Source organism: Pseudoalteromonas sp. SWN166 (genome assembly GCF_015864485.1).
Classification (GTDB): Bacteria; Pseudomonadota; Gammaproteobacteria; order Enterobacterales; family Alteromonadaceae; genus Pseudoalteromonas.
The window spans coordinates 1-17,697 of sequence record NZ_JADYXB010000031.1; the positions used below are offsets into that span (position 1 = coordinate 1).

17 protein-coding genes are annotated in these 17,697 nt (G+C 40.1%); 1 reads left to right on the top strand and 16 read right to left on the bottom strand.

What is annotated here, in order from left to right; all coding sequences use genetic code 11:
* Positions 1 to 507: 507 nt before the first annotated feature.
* Positions 508 to 2,301 (bottom strand): choice-of-anchor I family protein, encoded by a 1,794-nt coding sequence (locus tag I6F49_RS15600; RefSeq protein WP_197181263.1) that lies wholly within the window; start codon positions 2,299 to 2,301, stop codon positions 508 to 510.
* 82 nt (positions 2,302 to 2,383) lie between these two features.
* A complete protein-coding gene (locus tag I6F49_RS15605; RefSeq protein ID WP_197181264.1) occupies positions 2,384 to 3,613 on the bottom strand; it encodes an acyltransferase family protein in 1,230 nt (409 codons plus the stop codon).
* A 144-nt stretch (positions 3,614 to 3,757) separates the two neighbouring features.
* Here I6F49_RS15605 and I6F49_RS15610 point away from each other — a divergent pair, with 144 nt between their 5' ends.
* On the top strand, positions 3,758 to 4,600 hold the full coding sequence (locus I6F49_RS15610) for a LytR/AlgR family response regulator transcription factor (RefSeq protein WP_165722850.1): 843 nt from the start codon (positions 3,758 to 3,760) through the stop codon (positions 4,598 to 4,600).
* A 27-nt stretch (positions 4,601 to 4,627) separates the two neighbouring features.
* On the opposite strand, the gene glmU is transcribed toward I6F49_RS15610, so the two are convergent.
* The 14 genes from glmU to mnmG form a co-directional block, all read right to left on the bottom strand.
* Positions 4,628 to 5,986, bottom strand: coding sequence for a bifunctional UDP-N-acetylglucosamine diphosphorylase/glucosamine-1-phosphate N-acetyltransferase GlmU (gene glmU, locus I6F49_RS15615; RefSeq protein ID WP_197181265.1), 1,359 nt, complete (start codon positions 5,984 to 5,986; stop codon positions 4,628 to 4,630).
* A gap of 285 nt (positions 5,987 to 6,271) precedes the next feature.
* The gene (locus tag I6F49_RS15620) at positions 6,272 to 6,694 is read right to left on the bottom strand and encodes a F0F1 ATP synthase subunit epsilon (protein WP_007377666.1); all 423 of its coding nucleotides are present in this window, start codon (positions 6,692 to 6,694) and stop codon (positions 6,272 to 6,274) included.
* Positions 6,695 to 6,707: 13 nt separating this feature from the next.
* Complete coding sequence (atpD, locus tag I6F49_RS15625) at positions 6,708 to 8,093, bottom strand: F0F1 ATP synthase subunit beta (protein WP_024599969.1); 1,386 nt, start codon at positions 8,091 to 8,093, stop codon at positions 6,708 to 6,710.
* A 33-nt stretch (positions 8,094 to 8,126) separates the two neighbouring features.
* A complete protein-coding gene (gene atpG / locus I6F49_RS15630) occupies positions 8,127 to 8,987 on the bottom strand; it encodes a F0F1 ATP synthase subunit gamma (RefSeq protein ID WP_008172041.1) in 861 nt (286 codons plus the stop codon).
* 60 nt (positions 8,988 to 9,047) lie between these two features.
* A complete protein-coding gene (gene atpA / locus I6F49_RS15635; protein ID WP_197181266.1) occupies positions 9,048 to 10,589 on the bottom strand; it encodes a F0F1 ATP synthase subunit alpha in 1,542 nt (513 codons plus the stop codon).
* 14 nt (positions 10,590 to 10,603) lie between these two features.
* Positions 10,604 to 11,137 carry a F0F1 ATP synthase subunit delta gene (gene atpH / locus I6F49_RS15640; RefSeq protein WP_197181267.1) on the bottom strand — a complete coding sequence of 178 codons (534 nt, stop codon included), beginning with the start codon at positions 11,135 to 11,137 and terminating at the stop codon, positions 10,604 to 10,606.
* A 16-nt stretch (positions 11,138 to 11,153) separates the two neighbouring features.
* Entirely contained in the window at positions 11,154 to 11,624 is a 471-nt protein-coding gene (gene atpF, locus I6F49_RS15645; protein ID WP_004335264.1) for a F0F1 ATP synthase subunit B, read from the bottom strand.
* A gap of 41 nt (positions 11,625 to 11,665) precedes the next feature.
* Positions 11,666 to 11,911 carry a F0F1 ATP synthase subunit C gene (atpE, locus tag I6F49_RS15650; RefSeq protein ID WP_442960991.1) on the bottom strand — a complete coding sequence of 82 codons (246 nt, stop codon included), beginning with the start codon at positions 11,909 to 11,911 and terminating at the stop codon, positions 11,666 to 11,668.
* 69 nt (positions 11,912 to 11,980) lie between these two features.
* Positions 11,981 to 12,838 carry a F0F1 ATP synthase subunit A gene (gene atpB, locus I6F49_RS15655; protein WP_197120030.1) on the bottom strand — a complete coding sequence of 286 codons (858 nt, stop codon included), beginning with the start codon at positions 12,836 to 12,838 and terminating at the stop codon, positions 11,981 to 11,983.
* A gap of 15 nt (positions 12,839 to 12,853) precedes the next feature.
* Entirely contained in the window at positions 12,854 to 13,234 is a 381-nt protein-coding gene (locus I6F49_RS15660) for an ATP synthase subunit I (RefSeq protein ID WP_197181268.1), read from the bottom strand.
* A 142-nt stretch (positions 13,235 to 13,376) separates the two neighbouring features.
* The gene (locus tag I6F49_RS15665; RefSeq protein ID WP_197181269.1) at positions 13,377 to 14,300 is read right to left on the bottom strand and encodes a ParB/RepB/Spo0J family partition protein; all 924 of its coding nucleotides are present in this window, start codon (positions 14,298 to 14,300) and stop codon (positions 13,377 to 13,379) included.
* A 20-nt stretch (positions 14,301 to 14,320) separates the two neighbouring features.
* Entirely contained in the window at positions 14,321 to 15,106 is a 786-nt protein-coding gene (locus I6F49_RS15670; protein ID WP_004335235.1) for a ParA family protein, read from the bottom strand.
* Positions 15,107 to 15,120: 14 nt separating this feature from the next.
* Positions 15,121 to 15,741 (bottom strand): 16S rRNA (guanine(527)-N(7))-methyltransferase RsmG, encoded by a 621-nt coding sequence (gene rsmG / locus I6F49_RS15675; RefSeq protein WP_007585988.1) that lies wholly within the window; start codon positions 15,739 to 15,741, stop codon positions 15,121 to 15,123.
* Positions 15,742 to 15,756: 15 nt separating this feature from the next.
* On the bottom strand, positions 15,757 to 17,646 hold the full coding sequence (gene mnmG, locus I6F49_RS15680) for a tRNA uridine-5-carboxymethylaminomethyl(34) synthesis enzyme MnmG (protein ID WP_197181270.1): 1,890 nt from the start codon (positions 17,644 to 17,646) through the stop codon (positions 15,757 to 15,759).
* Between the last annotated feature and the right edge of the window lie 51 nt (positions 17,647 to 17,697).

Here is a 17,697-nt window from a genome sequence, read left to right on the forward strand (position 1 = left end):
TTGTTTGCCTCGCTACCTAAGTAGGTTGGCTGTTAGAACTCAATCTGTACGAGTGCCCACACAGATGATTGCTTTATATTGTTAAAGAACGTTTTGAGTCGCTTTAGCGTCTCAAGGGATGAGAATAATACACCCTTTATTTCTCGAGTCAACACTTAGTTTTAAACTTTCTTTCGACAATTTAAAACCGAAGTTTTATTTAACTCTCTGAGTAGTTCGTGCCTCGCTATGCGTTGGCGTTTCCCGTCTCAGTGGGGTCGCATTATAGGGAGATTCGAGCGGGGGTCAATGTTTTATTTCAGCTTTTTGACAATTAAATGAATTTAGTATGAAAGCTATACAAATAAAGGGNAATTTAGTATGAAAGCTATACAAATAAAGGGCTGCAGGATACTTTTAGTTTAAAAAACACTCATAATTTATGTATCCATTGATGATGTATTAGTAAGGTTTAAACTAAGCTGTATGTTAAACAAACAACACACAGCTTTATTTAAAATTTAAGCCTTATTTAGGTGCTATTTCCCATACGGCAATAGAGCCTGATAGTTCATTTCCAACAATTAAGAGTGGGTTTCCTGTAGCACTTTGCTCTGCTGGAACGAATACCATTCCTTCAGGCGCTAAATCGCCTGTAATATTAGCTCCTTTAATTAAGCCTCTATTATAGAAGTAGTCTTCAAATTGCACATTGTATGGATTAGTAATGTCGTAAGCCATAATACCGCCCATACGTTCTAATCCAACAAAAGCAAATGTACGATCGTCAATTTTACCAATAGTCAGCGCTTCAGGCTCTGCGCCTTTATCATCTGAACGTGAGTCACCTTTGTTTTCATCTTCATTATTGTTAAATGATTCACCATGCACAGATGCTGTTATACGTGCTATATCATCACCTGAATCAAAAACCACCAGCCCATTACTGTCCCAAATGGTAAACGAACGTGCACCATAACCATAAAGTGATTCGTATTGGCCATCGTTATTAGTATCGCCTTTTATTGTTGTTACTTTTAAGCGACCAATATCGTTATCGTCGTTATTTAAGTAATCAAAATTAGCAGCAAGCGCTAAGTCTTCAACGCGGCTCTCATCTATATAAGCTAAGCAACCATCGTCTTTATCGTAATCAAGTCCGCCCTTTGCTATACAGTCTGCTTCATCTGTAGTATCAAAAAAGTATTCTCTTGCGTCACCTTCGTTGGCAGTGACTATAAAATTAGCGCCTTTCCAACTAAAGCTTGAGATAGTATCGGGCTGGTACATACCATAGAGCCCTGGGTATGATTTAAAATTAACGCCGCCATCTTTATCTGAGGCATCAAGTTGTAAGCTTGACCAATCTTTAAAGCCTAAGCCTTTTAGCTCAAGGCTGTTGTCCTCTAAGTTAACAATTGCGAGTGCATTGTTTTCTTGAATAGATACATAGGCGTATTTGTTATTTTTAGAAATACTGACGTATTCAGGCTCTAAGTCCATAGCCACGGTGGTATTTATTAGGTTGCCATTAATAGTACGCCCATTTGGGTTAGCAAAAACTATCCCTTGTGCCTCTAGTTCAATTTGTTTGTTGTTATAGGCCTTAAAATCAATATTTATTGCTGTATCGGCTATTACATTATTTGTTATATCGATAATACTAATAGAACCTTCAGGATCTACGCTGTAGTCGTCACTTGGTTCGCCTTCGTTAGCAACCACTACTTTTGCACCATTGTGGGTGAACGTCACCATGTCTGGTAAAAAACCGACCGTTACGTTTTTAATAAATACAGGTGAGTCGCCACTTATGTCGTAAAACGCAATTTGCCCTGTATCACCCGTGCTTTCAGCAGCCATTGCCACTGCAAGTAGATTGTTATTTTCATCAATAGCAATGCTGTTTGCATCGCCTTGGGTGTGCTCGCTTAAAGACAACGTAATGGCCGAGGTTAAGTTAGTAACGTTTATAACCCCTTCGTTATCTTTAACTAGAGCTGCGGTATCAAAGGTGTCGGCGGGTAGAATATTAACAACAGCGTCATCGCCTGAACTGTTAATAGCGTAAATCCATTTTTTAGACGCTTGATATGCAACTATTTCAGCCGCTCCTTCTGGGCTTTGTGCATTTAGTACACCTCTACCCGCAAGGCTAATATTTAATGCTGAGTTTGCATTTATACCATTTAGCCCATTAGTTCCATCTGTGCCTTGCTCTCCCTGTAATCCTTGAGAGCCGTTTTGACCATCGTCACCATCAAATGAGCAGGCAGTAAGAACAGATATAAGTGACAGCGCAATAATTGATTTTTTAAACATGTGATTTTCCTTAGTATTGTATTTGCTAAATATCAACACACAGGCATGACAAGATTATGGCAGTTTTAATACAGCCCTTAGCCTAAGTAATTAGCTTATACGCTAGCGGAGTTATTAAAATTAAAGCGGCCGTATAGCCAATCGTTTTTACAGTCGAGGAATACTCTTGTTTAATTGCAACCCCTAGCAAAGGTCTAAGTACATCAATACGTGTAATACCCCATGTAAAAACACCACAGAAAAACCAAGTCCCTAAAATAATGATGAATGGTTCAACAACAGCCCCTAAACTTAAAGGCTGTAGTAAAAAACACAAAATAATCAAAATGCTTTGATGCAATAAATAAAAGGGAAACACCCATACATTGAGCTGTTTTAAATAGTAAGTATTAAAATTTAAAAATCGGTGAGCGAACGCGAGTACAAAAAATACACCTACAACACGTTGAATATTGTAGCTAGCGCTTAAAATAAAATGAGGAAGAGTAAACACCTTCTGATAACTTAATATTATAAGTACAAACAAAACCGCAAAACTCAAAGCTAGTAATACCAAGTTTTTATTTAAGCAGTTCCAAAAGTAAGTGTTTTTGGCAAGTATGTATCCTGCGAGTAGCAGTATTAAGCCGTTAGTCTCTCTGATTGAATCGCCAGTTAAGTAATGGCTTGTAAATAGTACGGCAATAGTGAGCAAGGTAATTAAAAGCCCAAATGACATATCCCCTTTAACAAATGTTTTTAAAGGCGTAAGAAAAAGCAGGCGTGCAAAAAGAGTTAAAACGATAATGATCAGCATAAATTGCCACAACGAGCGCAAATACCATAAGTGATTTACATCCACATTCGGCCACACTCCAGACTGATAATTAATAAAAAGCGTATTGTTTGTCTCTATAAAAGCTAAATAAAATTGCCAATAGCTAATATCAATAACACCGTGCTGCGACATTTCTGCAAACAGCTGTAAAGGCACTATTAGCCATAGTTCCACCAGCAAGGGTAATAGTAAAAAAATAGAACGGTATAAGGTGAAATGTAACCAAGATTTCAAGCTGCTTACTTTATCAATCATAAAACGCAGTGCTACGCCCGAAATAAACCAAATGAGCAACATGCGCCAAGGTGAAAACACCAACATTAAATATTCAACATACTGTGATGTATAATTACTTTTAAAATGAAATCCCCAGTTTTCGCTATACAACATGCCAATGTGATAAAAAATTAGCGACGCAAATGCGATTACCCTAAGCCAATCAAGATAATATTTACGCGAATTAACTAATAAAGGGTGTTGTGTTTGAGCGCTCATGCTTTTACTACTTAATAAATGTTATGCGCTATTGATACCTAAAGCTCTCGCTAAAACTATCGATAAGTGCTTATATTACAAGCAATAGTGATAAAAGGTGGTATACAGGGATAAGCGTGCCACATCAGCAATAAGCATACATTTATGAACCTACAGCACTTTCAACGTTTTCAAAGCATTTACGCATCAGTATTACTGTGTGCTTACGTATTAATTAATAATACAGTAAACGCTACAACCCAAATAATGGAAGCCCAAAGAGAAGGGGCTTTAACTTTTTTAATGTGGGAGCCATTTGTTTGGGAGTATTCAAGTGCCTTGAGTACTTTGCTTATATTCCCTATTTTAATTTGGTTTTTAAGACACTTATCTTTTAATTGGCAAAATATTACGGCTTCATTAGGTATGTACTTTGGTGCCTCTATTATATTTAGCGTGTTACACGTTGGTATTATGGTAGGGGTTCGTAAATTCATATATTTGTTGAATGATGGGTCTTACAACTTTGGACTTAGCTGGTTTGAGCTTATTTATGAATACCAGAAAGACGCTATAAGCTTTGTCTTTTTCATCGTACTTATCAAAGTATATCAATATGTGGTGCAGCAGTTACTAGGTGAAGCCTCTTCAATTGAAGAAAGTGAGCAGCAAACAACATCGACCATAAACCGCCTATTAGTTAAAAAGCTCGGAAAAGAATTCATTATAAAAATAGAGGATGTTGATTGGCTTGAATCGTCGGGTAATTATGTAAACCTACATATAGGCTCACGCATATATCCGTTAAGGGCAACGCTTACAGCATTGAGCAAACAACTTGAAGTACAGGGATTTTGTAGAATTCACCGCAGCCATGGCGTAAAACTCGATAAAGTGGAGTCCATTACAGCACTCCCCAGTGGCGACAGTGAAATAAAACTAACAACAGGTAAAGTACTTAACTTGTCTAGACGCTATAAAGAGCAATTTAAACTTCAACTAAAATAAAAAAGGCTACCTAAGTAGCCTCTATTGTTATTTTTTAACTGGGCGTTTCCAACCCGTTAAATTACGCTGTTTAGAGCGTGCAATTGCTAATTGGTCATCTTCAACGGTACTGGTGATCACAGAGCCTGCACCAATTGTTGCAGTTGCGCCTATATTTACTGGGGCAACGAGTGATGAATTAGAACCAATAAAGGCATTATCGCCAATAATAGTTTTTGCTTTGTTAACACCATCGTAGTTACAGGTAATAGTGCCAGCGCCAATATTCACTTTTTCGCCAATTTCAGCATCACCTAAATAACTTAAGTGGTTGGCTTTAGAGCCTTTACCTAGTCGGGTTTTTTTCATCTCAACAAAGTTACCAATGTGTGAGTCTTCTTCCATTACAGCGCCTGGGCGAAGGCGAGCATAAGGACCCAGCGTACACTTATCTGCAACTGTGGCATCGTCAATCAGTGTATTAGCTTTAATGACAACGTTATCGCCAATGCTACAGTTTTTAAGTACGCAGTTTGGACCTATTTGTACATTGTTACCAAGCGTGACTGTGCCTTCAAAAATAACATTTATGTCGATAAGTACATCTTCACCGGTGGTCACTGTTCCACGCACATCAATACGCGCAGGGTCGGCAAGTGTTGCACCATTTAACATTAGCTCTTCTGCTTGCCATGCTTGGTAAGCACGCTCTAAGCCTGCAAGTTGTACGCGGTTGTTTGCGCCTTCAACTTCCATTGCATGGTCTGGCTGAGCTGAAGTAATTTCTACGCCTTCACTATGAGCCATTGCAACTATATCTGTAAGGTAGTATTCGCCTTGTGCATTATTGTTAGATAAGTTGCCTAACCATGTTTTTAATAGCTTACCGTTAACAGCCATAATGCCTGTATTTACTTCGTTAATTAGTAACTGCTCTGAGCTTGCATCTTTTTGCTCAACAATACCGACTAACTTACCACCGGCACGAAGCATGCGACCATAGCCATTTGGGTTTACCAAATTTACCGTTAATACAGCTAAACCATTTTTAGGTGTTGCAGCTAATAAACGCTCTAACGTTGATTGTTTTGTTAGTGGTACATCGCCGTATAAAATTAATACCGTGTCTTCATCATTAACATGAGAGTTAGCTTGTGCTACTGCGTGGCCAGTACCAAGTTGTTCTGCTTGAAGTACCCAATTTACATTGTTATCGGCAAGTTGTTGTTGTAATAGTTCGCCGCCGTGTCCGTAAACTAGGTTTGTAGTAGTTGCACCTAATGCCATCGCATTATCAATAACGTGCTGTACCATTGGTTTACCTGCAACGTTGTGCAGAACTTTAGGCAGAGCAGAGCGCATACGAGTACCTTTACCCGCAGCAAGAATAACAGTTGTTAGAGCCATTAAAACAATTTCCTTTTTTCGTTGTTTTAGCTAAATAAGTTTTATGTTTGATCAGAAGATTACGTAAACCACTTCTTGTGCAAATACTCAGTAGCTTATTTTACTAGCACTGAATCTTGACTGAAAAAATAGACTTAATTGAATGGCGTTATTGTAGCGAGGATTGGTTAAGGATATAAGTGTAAATGTGTAGATAATAATCGGACTATGGTATTTAGTGTAAATACAAAAGTAACAGGCACAAAAAAGCCCACTTAAAGTGGGCTTTTTAAAAACCGGATAGGCTTACTTGTGACGTAATTGCTGAATTACGCGTAACTGAGCAACTGCTTCTGCCAGTCGCGTAGCCGCTTGCTGATAATCAAACTCAACAGCTGACGAATTCGCCATATGTTCTTCAGCTTCACGTTTAGCTTTTTGTACAGAATCTTCATCTAAATCTTCACCACGAACTGCAGTATCTGCAAGAATCGTGATGTGATTTGGTTGAACTTCTAATGTACCGCCAGCAACATATATCACATCTTCGTGACCAAATTGCTTAACTAAACGTACCATACCAGGTTTAAGGGCAGTTAGTAGTGGAGCATGACCTAGGTTTACACCCAGCTCGCCTTCACTACCAGATACTTGAATCGATTCAACAAGACCAGAGAACAAACTCTGTTCTGCGCTTACTACGTCAAGATGTACAGTCATCGCTGTCATACTACCCTCCTAGTTACATGCCTTTGGCTTTTTCTTGAGCTTCTTCGATAGAGCCAACCATGTAGAACGCTTGCTCTGGAAGGTCATCAAACTCGCCGTTTAAAATGCCTTTAAAGCCAGCAATTGTATCTTTTAGTGATACGTATTTACCAGACGCGCCTGTAAACACCTCTGCCACGAAGAATGGCTGAGATAGGAAACGTTGGATTTTACGTGCACGAGATACAAGTTGCTTATCTTCGTCAGAAAGCTCGTCCATACCTAGGATTGCAATGATGTCTTTAAGTTCTTTATAACGCTGAAGAACTGTTTGAACGCCACGTGCAATACCATAGTGCTCTTCACCAATTACTTGTGGATCAAGCTGACGTGAAGATGAATCAAGTGGGTCTACCGCTGGGTAGATACCAAGTGACGCGATATCACGTGAAAGTACTACTGTTGCATCTAAGTGAGCAAAGGTAGTTGCTGGAGATGGATCTGTTAAATCATCCGCAGGTACGTATACCGCTTGGATTGAAGTAATTGAACCCGTCTTAGTAGACGCGATACGCTCTTGAAGCACACCCATTTCTTCAGCAAGTGTAGGCTGGTAACCTACCGCTGATGGCATACGACCAAGTAGTGCAGATACTTCTGTACCAGCAAGTGTATAACGGTAGATGTTATCTACGAAGAAAAGTACATCGCGACCTTCATCACGGAACTTTTCAGCCATAGTAAGACCTGTTAACGCTACGCGTAAACGGTTACCTGGAGGCTCGTTCATCTGACCGTATACAAGCGATACTTTATCAAGTACGTTTGAATCGTTCATCTCATGGTAGAAATCGTTACCTTCACGTGTACGCTCACCAACACCTGCGAATACTGAGTAGCCGCTGTGCTCGATTGCGATGTTACGGATAAGTTCCATCATGTTTACGGTTTTACCAACACCGGCACCACCGAATAAACCAACCTTACCACCTTTAGCAAACGGACATACAAGGTCGATAACCTTGATACCAGTTTCTAAAAGTTCAACTGAACTTGATTGCTCTTCGTAAGAAGGCGCTGCACGGTGAATAGACATACGGTCTTCTTCGCCGATTGGACCCGCTTCATCGATTGGCTCACCAAGTACGTTCATGATACGACCAAGTGTTGCAGTACCAACTGGAACTTGAATCGATTCACCTGTATTCATAACTAAAGCACTACGACGTAAACCATCAGTAGTACCCATAGCGATAGTACGCACTACACCGCCACCTAGCTGTTGTTGGACTTCTAAAGTCAAACCAGCTAAATCGCCATCTGTAACTCTTAGTGCGTGGTATACCGCTGGCACGCTATCTTGTGGAAATTCAATATCCACAACGGCGCCGATAATTTGGACGACCTTACCTAAACTCATGTCTATTCCTCTCGTTAATCTTTACCCGAAGCATTAAACTGCTGCTGAGCCAGAACAAATCTCACTAATTTCTTGTGTGATTGCTGCTTGGCGAGCCTTGTTATAAACAAGCTGTAGCTCATCCATAAGGTCACCTGCGTTATCAGTTGCAGCTTTCATTGCAACCATACGAGCAGCTTGTTCAGAGGCAGCATTTTCTACTACACCTTGGTATGCTTGAGACTCAATAAAGCGTACTAACAAAGACTCTAAAATAGCCTCTGGATTTGGCTCGTATAAGTAATCCCATGTGTGAGCAGATACTTCTTCTTCAGCTTTTGGCAAAGGGAGTAACTGATCTATAATTGGCTCTTGCTTCATGGTATTAACGAACTTGTTATATACCAAGAATAAACGGTCTATTTTGCCTTCAGAAAATGCATCAAGCATTATTTTTACAGGACCAATAACGTCTTGTACTGAAGGTTTATCTCCTAGGCCCGCTTTTTTAGCGAGTAGTTGACCACCAAAACGTTGGAAGAAACCAGCTGCTTTACTACCTAAAGTAGCAAACTCAGCATCAACACCTTTTTCTTTCCACGCTTTAACATCAAGTGCAACTTTCTTAAACTCGTTTGAGTTTAGGCCGCCACACAGACCACGGTCTGTAGAGATAACAATATAACCAACTCGTTTTACTTCACGATCTTTTAAGAACGGGTGAGTAAAATCAAGATTTGCTTGAGCAACACGACCAATTACTTCACGTAATTTGTCAGCGTATGGACGGCTTGAAGCAACGCGTTCTTGCGCCCTTTTCATTTTAGACGCAGCAACCATTTCCATTGCGCTAGTGATCTTTTGAGTATTTTTAATACTCCCGATCTTGCTTTTAATCTCTTTTCCGCTGGCCATGACTCTCTCTCCGAATCAAGGTGTGCTTTAGTTTCCTAAAGCGCACCATTAATAACTAAATTACCAAGTTTGCGTAGACTTGAACTTCGTTAGAAGTTCTTTAAGCTGCGCTTCGATCTCGGCATTTAAGTTACCAGTTTCATTGATTTGAGCCACAAGCTCTGCGTATGTGCTACTTGCATAAGAAAGTAAAGCAGCTTCAAAGTCACCGATTTTCGCGATTTCGATATCTTTAAGGTAGCCTTTTTCAGCAGCAAATAACGACAAAGACATATCAGCAACAGACATTGGCGCGTACTGTTTCTGCTTCATTAGCTCTGTTACACGCTCACCATGCTCAAGTTGAGCACGAGTTGCATCATCAAGGTCAGACGCGAACTGCGAGAACGCAGCTAATTCACGGTACTGAGCTAGGGCTAGACGAATACCGCCACCTAGTTTCTTAACGATTTTAGTTTGTGCAGCACCACCAACACGCGATACCGAAATACCAGCATTTACTGCCGGACGGATACCTGAGTTGAATAAGTCAGTTTCTAAGAAGATCTGACCATCGGTGATAGAGATAACGTTAGTCGGTACGAACGCAGAAACGTCGCCGCCTTGAGTTTCAATGATTGGCAATGCCGTCAATGAACCAGTTTTACCTTTCACTTCACCATTAGTGAACTTTTCAACGTAATCTGCGTTTACACGCGATGCACGTTCTAAAAGACGAGAGTGAAGGTAGAATACGTCACCTGGGTATGCTTCACGGCCTGGTGGACGCTTAAGTAGTAATGAAATTTGACGGTAAGCAACTGCTTGCTTAGACAAATCATCATATACGATTAATGCGTTTTCACCACGGTCACGGAAGTATTCACCCATAGTACAGCCCGCGAACGGTGCTAAGTACTGAAGTGCCGCAGATTCAGAAGCAGATGCAACAACTACGATAGTATTTGCTAGTGCACCATGCTCTTCTAATTTACGAACTACGTTTGCAATAGTAGATGCTTTTTGACCAATCGCAACGTACACACACTTAACGCCTGTGTCTTTTTGATTGATGATTGCATCGATTGCTAGTGCAGTTTTACCTGTTTGGCGGTCACCAATGATAAGTTCACGTTGACCACGACCAACTGGAATCATCGCATCAATAGATTTATAACCAGTTTGAACTGGCTCATCTACAGATTTACGCTCGATTACACCTGGTGCAATTTTTTCTACAGGTTCAAACCCGTCGTTATCTAGAGCGCCTTTACCATCGATTGGTGCACCTAGTGTGTTTACAACACGACCAAGTAGACCAGGACCAACAGGAACTTCTAAAATACGACCAGTTGTATATACTTTTACGCCTTCAGTAAGGTCAGCGTACGGACCCATTACTACTGCACCAATTGAGTCGCGCTCAAGGTTTAGTGCGATAGCATAACGGCTGCCAGGAAGCTCAATCATTTCACCTTGCATACAGTCAGCAAGACCGTGGATGCGGATGATACCGTCAGTAACAGATACAATAGTACCTTCGTTACGAGCTTCACTTACAACTTCGAACTTCTCAATACGTTGTTTGATCAGATCTGAAATTTCAGTGGAATTAAGTTGCATGCTCTTTTTCCCAATTACGATTGTAGTGTTGTAGCTAAGCGGTTTAATTTACCGCGAATAGTACCGTCGATTACAGTGTCGCCAGACCTAATAATAAGTCCACCAACCACTGACGCGTCTTCACTACAATTCAGCTTAACTTTGCGTGCGAAACGTTTTTCAAGTGCCGCTACCAATGACTCTTGTTGCGCAGCAACAAGAGGAGTTGCAGAAATCACATCTACTTCGATTTCTTTATCGTATTCTGCTTTAAAATCAGCAAATAACTGTGCAACTTCAGGTAGAGCTGTCAAACGTCCATTTTCAGCCATCACCTTAACTAGGTTCTGACCTTGTTCGTTGAGCTGCTCAGCACAAAGTTGAATAAATAATTCAGCTTGTGCAGTAGCTGTAGGCATACCTGCTAAAGCAGATGATGCTTGTTCATTGCTGGCTACGTGGCCTGCAAAGAACAACATATCGTTCCAGCTTTCAAGAGTGCCTTTCTCAACGGCAAGTTCAAAAGCCGCTTTAGCGTATGGGCGAGCGATAGTAGTCAAATTAGACATGCTCATACCCTCCTAATTACAGCTCAGCGACAAGTTTTTCAACGATGTCACTATGTGCGGCTTGATTAATTTCACGCTCTAAAATACGTTCTGCACCAATCACTGCCAGAGTTGCTACTTGCTTACGTAGCTCTTCTGTTATGCGATTACGTTCAGACTCAACTTCAGAGTGCCCTTGAGCAATGATACTTTCACGCTCTTGCTGACCACGAAGTGTTTCTTCGTCAACAATTAGCACTGCACGCTTTTTAGCTTGATCAATGATATCAGCCGCTTGAGCTTTTGCATCTTTAAGCTGTTCAGCAGCTTTCTTTTGCGCAAGTTCTAAGTCTTTTTCGGCTCTATCAGAGGCAGCTAAACCATCTTCGATTTTTTTCTGGCGAGCTTCAATTGCACCGTTTAGTGGTGGCCATACGTATTTCATACAAAATAATACGAACACCGTAAACGCAATCAATTCACCGATAAGAGTGGCGTTTAAATTCACAACCGCTCCTCCTTAAATAGTAAGCTGTTCAAAAAATAAAATTAAAGTACGAACAACAATACCATAGCGATACCAACACCAATCATTGCTACAGCATCGATTAGACCAGCAAGGATAAACATTTTAACTTGTAGCGAAGGTGCAAGCTCAGGTTGACGCGCACATGCTTCAAGGAATTTACCGCCCATGTTACCAAAACCGATTGCTGTGCCGATTGCACCAAAACCAATTAGTAAAGCTACTGCGATGTACTTAATTGCTTCAGGCATTGATAATACTTGTTCCATTTTTTTCTCCAAAGTTTCAATTGTAAATTAAAGTTAAATATTAAAAGTTATAAAAATTAAAGTTGTAAATTAGTGATTATCTGAGCTTGCCATGCTTAGGTATACAATCGTTAGCATCATAAATAAGAATGCTTGTAATGTAATAACTAAGATGTGGAATACTGCCCAAACAAAATGCAATGGTAATTGCATAAAACCGATAGCGCCGATCAAGATGAAAATCAACTCACCCGCATATAAGTTACCAAACAAACGTAATGCTAATGAAAACGGTTTAGAAACGAGTGCAATCAGTTCAAGTAATAAGTTAAATGGTATCAAAATAATTTGAACAAACATGTTATTTGAGCTGAACGGATGAAGCGTTAACTCTTTAATAAACCCGCCAATGCCTTTTATTTTGATTGAGTAACCAATCATCAAAATAAATACACCTAGCGCTAGCGCTGAAGTCATATTGATATCAGTAGTAGGTACAATTTTCATGTACACATCGTGTGAATCCATACCAAATGCAGTTTCACCAACGAAACCTGCAAATGCTGGTAAAAAGTCAACTGGGATTAAATCCATTAAGTTCATTAAGAACACCCAAACGAAAATCGTTAAGGCTAATGGTGCAATAAGCTTGCTTCTACCATGGAAAGTATCGCGTACGTTATCACCAACGAATTCTACGATTATTTCAATAAAACACTGAAACTTACCAGGTACACCTAGTGTTGATTTTTTAGCGGCACTACGGAAGATCCATAAAAATAATAGACCTAATCCGATAGACCATGCGAGGGTATCTATATGCCATGTCCAGAAACCACTATCCGTACATGCTTTGTTGAAGGCGAGACCTGTATCGGTCGAACACATCTTAGCATTGGTCAAATGGTGCTGGATATGGCCAGATAGAGTAACTTCTTCTGCTGCCATGTTATATCCCAAAAGTTAATGTTTAAAAAAAACGGGGGCGAACAATCCAGTAAATAGCGCCAGTATATAAGTACTAAAAAAAGGTAATAAAATTACCGGAAAATGCTTCAGTACTAGCGCAAACAATACGATTGTTAGCATAAACTTTAATCCGTTGCCGCGTTTCAACGAGGCATACGCTTGATTTGCTCGGCTTGCACCCATATATCTGAATGCATAAAGCGCAAATACAAAGTGCGGAAGTACTGCTACAGCTCCACCAACAAGTGATGAAAGCCCTGCATTGACTCCCGAACTAAAAAAAATAATTACAGCAGCAACTAATGCTACAACACCCTGAAGGAAAATTAACTTTAATACGGCAAGTCGATATGGACTTGCTAACTTGTCAGTCACGTTTAGTTAACCTTTATTGCGTTCTAATTGTTAGGGTGTGAAAACTGGCGAAATTATACTTAATCCTGCCAGTTTTGCAACTTGAGTAGACGCTTTGTAACACGAAATAGCTACAAATGTCCCTTTTCAGACATGTAATAAATTAATGGTGGGTATTGTCGTGATTGATATGATTTAAAATGCCGTCAAGTTCATCTAAATTAGTATAAGAAATAACAAGCTTACCTTTGCCTTTTTTATTGTAGTTAATCTCAACTTTGGCACCTAGGTTTTCAGCGAGTTGTTGCTCTAACTGCTTAACATCAGGATCTTTTTCGGTTACTTCTTTAGCAGGTACAGGCTCTAAGATAGAACGTACGAGCTTTTCAGTTTCTCGAACGGTTAGTGCTTTAGCAACCGCTAAACGAGCAGCATCTGACTGCGCTTCACCTTCAAGAGCTAACAGACAACGAGCATGGCCCATTTCGATATCGCCATGTTCTAACAGAATTTTTACATCGTTATTTAAATTATTTAAACGCAGTAAATTAGTTACTGTTGTACGTGATTTACCAACGGCATCGGCTACTTGCTGATGTGTTAGTTCAAATTCTATAAGTAAACGATTAAGTGCAACCGCTTCTTCCATAGCATTTAAATCTTCACGCTGAATATTTTCTATCAGTGCAATCGCAACGGCAGCTTCATCAGGTACATCTTTAATAATACAAGGCACTGTTTCAAGCTTAGCTATTTGCGCAGCGCGCCAACGACGCTCACCAGCAATAATTTCGAAGCTATTGTGTGCAATAGGGCGCACAACAATGGGTTGAATAATACCTTGTGAGCGAATAGAACTAGCAAGCTCTTCTAACGCCTCTTCAGACATGTCTTTACGAGGTTGGTATTTACCCGAGTGTAAAAACTCTATTGGGAGTTTTTGTAATTCACTATTATTAGCCGCAGCATTTTGCACAGCCTCAGAAACGTTTGATGTGTCTTGTTCCTTGCTTGGGCTTGGTGCAGGCTTTGACGAACTTAAAAGTGCATCGAGTCCTCGGCCTAAACCTCGTTTTTTAGCAGACATGTTATTTTTTTACCTCAAAGTTAGGCGACAACGGACGCTGTTTTTTCTTTTCTGCGTAACATTTCACCAGCGAGTGCTAAATATGCTTTAGCACCACTTGATGCCCGGTCATAGTACATAGCAGGAGTACCAAAACTAGGTGCCTCCGCTAAACGAACATTACGCGGGATCACCGTACGGTACACCTTATCGCCAAAATGTTGTTTTAATTGTTCTGATACATCATTTGCCAAACGGTTACGCGGGTCGTACATAGTACGAAGTATACCTTCAATTTGTAAGCTAGGATTCACTAACTTAGCAAGTTGCGTAATCGTATCCATTAATGCGGTTAACCCTTCTAGTGCATAATACTCACACTGCATTGGCACTAAAATAGAATCAGCTGCGGCCATTGCGTTAACAGTTAACATATTTAGAGAGGGCGGACAGTCGATAAAAATAAATTCGTACTGGTCCTGAATTTTTTCAAGTGCGTTACGTAAACGCACTTCACGGGCAAATAATTCCATAAGTTTAACTTCTGCAGCGGTAACATCACCGTTTGCAGCAATCATATGGTATTCACCAGACGTTTCTTTGATGATAACGTCTTCTATAGGTTTATCTTCAATAAGTAAGTCGTAAATAGTTGGCACGTCGCCATACTTATCTACGCCACTACCCATAGTCGCATTACCTTGCGGATCGAGATCAATTAACAGCACTTTACGTTTCGTTGCAGCCATAGACGCAGCGAGGTTAACAGCGGTTGTAGTTTTACCCACTCCACCTTTTTGATTTGCTAATGCGATGACTTTTGCCACGGTGTCTCTGATCCCTAGTCTTTAGAAAGAATAATTAAATGTCGTTGTGCATCTAAATTAGGTACTTCTAATGCAATTTTTTGCTCAAACTTAACGCCTGCAGGTAGTGACTCTAGCTCTTCGCTAGGGAACACGCCTTTAAGTGCTATAAATTTACCCGAATGATCGATTAAGTGCGAACACCAGTCAACCATATCTTGTAATGAAGCAAAAGCACGACTTAGTACGCCGTCTAATTTAACACTTGGTTGATATTCTTCAACTCTTGACTGAACCGGGGTTACATTATCAAGACCAAGCTCATGTTTAACATGCATTAAAAATCGTACACGTTTACCTAAGCTATCTAATAACACAAAATGTGTATTAGGCAATGCAATTGCTAATACGATACCCGGTAAGCCTGGACCCGTTCCAACATCAATATAATGATGACCGGGTAAGTGAGGCGCAACTACTAAGCTATCCATAATATGCTTAATCATCATTTCTTCAGGTAAGCGTACTGAGGTTAAGTTATAAGCCTTATTCCACTTATTCAATAACTCGACGTAACGAACTAGCTGTTGCTGTTGTTTTTCTGTTAGCGCAATATCAGTTTGCGCTAACAATGTAGTTAATTGTTGCTGTAACACTATGTACCCTTACCGTTACGCGGATTTGCGTAATAAGCCTTGCTTCTTCAGATACACTAATAATAGCGAAATCGCCGCTGGGGTGATACCAGAAATACGCGATGCTTGACCAATAGTGTCAGGACGCGACTCAATAAGCTTGGCAACTACCTCATTTGACAAACCAGATACGGTTTTATAATCAAACTCTTTTGGTAAAATTGTTTGCTCATGACGAAGCTGTTTGTTGATCTCATCTTGTTGACGCGCAATGTAACCTGCGTACTTAGTATGGATCTCAACTTGTTCAAGTGCTGCTTTGTTTGTAAATTCAGATCCTAATCCTTCTATAGCCATAAGATCGTTATAACGAATCTCTGGGCGACGAAGTAATTCTTCTAAACTTGCTTCACGTGTAAGCGCTGTTTTCAGTAATGCATTTACTTGATCTACAACGGCGTGATCTTTATGAATCCACGTATCTTTAATGCGTTGCTTCTCTTTTTCGATTACTTCCATTTTTTCGTTAAATGCCTGCCAGCGCTCGTCATTAACTAAACCTAATTCACGGCCTTTTTCAGTTAAACGAATATCTGCATTATCTTCACGAAGTAATAAACGGTATTCGGCACGACTGGTAAACATGCGGTATGGTTCTTTTGTACCCAGTGTTGCTAAGTCGTCGATTAATACGCCAACGTAAGCTTCATCACGACGTGGTGTCCAAGAATCTTTGCCTTGCACTTTTAGTGCAGCATTCATCCCTGCAATTAAGCCTTGTGCACCGGCTTCTTCATAACCAGTTGTACCGTTAATTTGACCCGCAAAAAATAAACCTTCAATAAATTTAGTTTCTAAAGATTGTTTTAAATCACGTGGATCAAAGTAATCATATTCAATTGCGTAACCAGGTCGACAAATATGTGCATTTTCAAAACCTGTAATCGATTGCACAATTTCAAGTTGTACATCAAACGGTAAACTAGTCGAAATACCATTTGGGTATAATTCGTATGATGTTAAACCTTCAGGCTCAACAAATATTTGATGTTTATCTTTATCTGCAAAACGAACAATTTTATCTTCAATTGAAGGGCAGTATCGTGGACCAATACCTTCAATAACACCTGAGTACATAGGTGAGCGATGTAAGTTTTTACGAATAACATCATGTGTTTTTTCGTTTGTGTAAGTTATGTAACACGGTATCTGTTGTGGGTGATCTGATTGTTTACCCATAAACGAAAACACAGGAGTTGGTGTATCACCTGGCTGTGCTTCCATTTTTGTAAAATCAACAGTACGTGCATCAATACGTGGAGGTGTACCTGTTTTTAAACGATCCACTCTAAATGGATGTTCACGTAAGCGATCAGCTAAAGCGATTGAAGGAGGATCGCCTGCACGACCGCCTTTATAATTTTCTAAACCAATATGAATTAAGCCGCCTAAAAAAGTACCCACGGTTAAAACAACACTTGGTGCACTAAAACGTAAACCCATTTGAGTTACTACGCCAGTAACACGATCGTTTTCAACAATAAGATCATCACATGATTGTTGAAAAATCTTAAGGTTATCTTGGTTTTGTAATGTTGTTTGAATAGCCGCTTTGTACAAAGCGCGATCTGCTTGTGCTCGAGTAGCACGAACAGCAGGTCCTTTTGAAGAATTTAGTGTACGAAATTGGATCCCGCCTTTATCAATGGCCTGTGCCATTGCACCACCAAGAGCGTCGATCTCTTTTACCAAATGACCTTTGCCAATCCCACCAATTGCTGGGTTGCAAGACATTTGACCAAGGGTATCCATATTGTGAGTCAGTAGCAGGGTATTCATCCCCATACGGGCAGCTGCTAATGCGGCTTCAGTGCCAGCATGTCCACCACCTACTACGATAACGTCAAAATTTTCGTGAAAAATCATTAATGGGATCCTACTTAAATCAAACCGGTAAACTTCAAAAGGGAGCGTATT